Annotated in this window: 3 protein-coding genes; all 3 read right to left on the bottom strand. The window is 72.3% G+C overall.

The features are described 5' to 3' along the window. Positions 1-45: 45 nt before the first annotated feature. Positions 46-819, bottom strand: coding sequence for an ABC transporter ATP-binding protein (locus EJK15_RS68705; RefSeq protein WP_138720838.1), 774 nt, complete (start codon positions 817-819; stop codon positions 46-48). Then, on the bottom strand, positions 816-1,850 hold the full coding sequence (locus tag EJK15_RS68700; RefSeq protein WP_138720837.1) for a FecCD family ABC transporter permease: 1,035 nt from the start codon (positions 1,848-1,850) through the stop codon (positions 816-818). Before EJK15_RS68700 ends, EJK15_RS68705 begins: the two co-directional genes overlap by 4 nt. Before the next feature lie 2 nt (positions 1,851-1,852). Next, a partial coding sequence (locus EJK15_RS68695) for an ABC transporter substrate-binding protein (RefSeq protein ID WP_138720836.1) occupies positions 1,853-2,705 on the bottom strand: 853 nt, incomplete at its 5' end.

Below are 2,705 nucleotides of genomic sequence, written 5' to 3'. Positions count from 1 at the left end.
ACATCGTCCCGAGCCGCGCCCCCTCCTCCACCCGATACGAAAGCTTCACGGCCCCCCTCTCACCAGGTGCACGACGGGCCGCCCGTCAGGCCCGGGCTCGATCTTGACATGGGCGTCGAAGTGCCGTCCCACCAAGCCCTCGGTCAGCACCTCGGCGGGCTCGCCGGAGGCGACGGCGCGGCCGTCGGCGAGCAGCAGCAGCGCGTCGGCGTACAGGCCCGCCACCGTCAGGTCGTGCAGGGTGGTGACGACGGTGAGGCCGTCGGCCCGGCGCAGCCGGTCCACCAGCTCCAGCACCTGCTGCTGGTGCCCGAGGTCCAGCGCGGTCGTCGGCTCGTCGAGCAGCAGCACGGGGGCCTGCTGGGCGAGCGCCCTGGCCAGCACCACCCGCTGCCGTTCCCCGCCGGACAGCTCCCCGACGTGGCGCATGGCGAAGGCGCCCAGGTCCAGCCGGTCGAGCACGGACGCGGTGACCTCGCGGTCGTGACCGCTTTCCCGCCCCAAGTACGGGATGTACGGCGTCCGCCCCAGCAGCGCGTAGTCGAAGACCGTCATGTCGGGCGGCAGCGCGGGCGTCTGCGGCGCGTACGCCAGCAGCCTGGCCCGCTCCCGCGGCTTGAGCCCGGCGACCCGCCGCGAGTCCAGCGTGACGTCACCCCGGTGCGCGACCAGCCCCATGACGGCCTTGAGCAGGGTGGACTTGCCGGCCCCGTTGGGCCCGATGATCGCCAGCCACTCGCCCCTGCGCACCCGCATGCCGACGTCGCGGACGACCTCGCGGTCGCCGAGCCGCACGGACAGGCCCCGGGTCTCGATCATGTGACCGTCCGCCTGGTCATGCGGAGGATCCCGACGAAGAACGGCGCCCCCACGAACATCGTCACCAGGCCGATCGGCAGCTCGGCCGGCGCGAGGACGGTGCGGGCGATGAGGTCGGCCAGCACGAGGAAGGCCGCGCCGCCGATCAGTGACAGCGGCAGCACGATCCGGTACGAGCCGCCCGCCAGCCGCCGCACGACGTGCGGGACCACGATGCCCACGAACCCGATCAGCCCGCTCACGGCCACGGCCGCCGCGGTGGCCAGCGACGCCGCCAGCAGCACGGTGAACCGCACCCTGGCCGCCCGCACACCCAGGCTGCCTGCCTCCTCGTCGCCCACGGACAGCACGTCGAGCATCCGCCCGTGCAGCAGGAGCAGCACGGTGGAGACGGCGGCGTACGGGAGCACCATCCAGAGCTGGTCCCACCCGCCGCCGACGTCGCCGAGGATCCACGAGTAGATGCGCTGCAGCTCCTCGACCTTGAACTGCTGGACGAACGTCTGGATCGCGGTCAGGAACGACGTGACCGCCACCCCGGCCAGCACCAGCGTGGCGGTGCCGCCCGCGCGCCCGGCCGTGTTCCCGAGCGTGTAGGCCAGGAACACGCCGCCCACGGCCCCGATGAAGGCGGCGACGGGGATGCTCCCCGCCACGGAGGGGAGCATCACGATGGCCAGCGTCGCGGCGAGCCCCGCGCCGGCGGCGGCGCCCAGCAGGTACGGGTCCGCGAGCGGGTTGCGGAACACCCCCTGGTACCCGGCCCCGGCCATGGCCAGCAGCCCGCCGACCACGGCGGCGACGAGCACCCGGGGCAGCCGCAGCTCGTACAGCAGCCCCTGCTCGACGGGCGCCAGCCCCGAGTCGACGTGGACGAGCGGCAGCCAGTCCACCGCCTGGAGCACCACCTGCCACGGCGAGATGTCGGCGGCCCCGTCGAGGAGCCCTGCGATCATGGAGACGGCCAGCACGCCCAGGGCGCTCGCCACCCAGAGGGGTCTGGCCCTGGACGGGCCGGCCTGCGTCGCCATGGTCAGCTCGCGCCGGCCTTGGACACGGCCGTGCCGATGGTCCCGGCGAGCTGCACGATGCGCGGCCCCCATCGGGAGGCGATGTCGTCGTCGAGCTGGATCACCCGGTCGCTCTTGATGGCCGACAGGTTCTTCCAGCCGGGCCGCTCTGCGAGGGTCTCCTTGCTCTGCTGGCAGCACTTGACGTCCGCCAGGAAGACCAGGTCCGGGTCGGCCTGGGCCACGAACTCGGCCGACAGCTTGGGATAGCCGCCCGCCGCGTCCGGCGCCTTGTCCGCGATGTTGGTCAGGCCGAACATCGCGTAGATCTGGCCGATGAACGTCTGCGACGTCGCCGCGTACGGCGTCTGGTCGAGCTCGTGGTAGTACGTGAGCTTCTTGTCCTTGGGCGCCTCGGCGGCCAGCTTCTCCATGGCCGTCTTCATGCCGGAGACGACCTCCTCGGCCTTGGCCCGGTTGCCCGTGGCCGCGCCCAGCTCGGCGATCTCCTCGTACGCCTCGTCGATCTTGGTGGCGGCGGGTTCGAGCAGGACGGGCACGTTCAGCTTGCCCAGCTCGGCGACGACCTTGTCGAGGTCGTCGGAGACGATGACCAGGTCGGGCTTGTTGGCGACGATGGCCTCGACGTTGGGCTTGAAGCCGGACAGGTCGGTCTTGGGGGCCTCGGCAGGGAAGTTCGACTGGTCGTCGACCGCGACGACCTGGGGGCCCGCGCCGATGGCGAAGAGCGTCTCGGTGTGGGTGGCCGAGAGCGAGACGATCCGCTCCGGCTTCTTGGTGAGCGTGACCTTGCCATTGCCCGCGTCAATGGTGACGGGGAAGTCCGCGCTCGCGGAGGAGGCGGTGGGGGCGGGG

Source organism: Nonomuraea basaltis, from assembly GCF_005893125.1.
GTDB classification, from domain to species: Bacteria; Actinomycetota; Actinomycetes; order Streptosporangiales; family Streptosporangiaceae; genus Nonomuraea; species Nonomuraea basaltis.
This window is presented reverse-complemented; position numbering and strand designations above follow the sequence as displayed.

Coding starts and splice junctions, on each gene's coding strand:
- EJK15_RS68705 (WP_138720838.1), bottom strand. CDS start 819: ATGATCGAGACCCGGGGCCTGTCCGTGCGGCTCGGCGACCGCGAGGTC.
- EJK15_RS68700 (WP_138720837.1), bottom strand. CDS start 1,850: ATGGCGACGCAGGCCGGCCCGTCCAGGGCCAGACCCCTCTGGGTGGCG.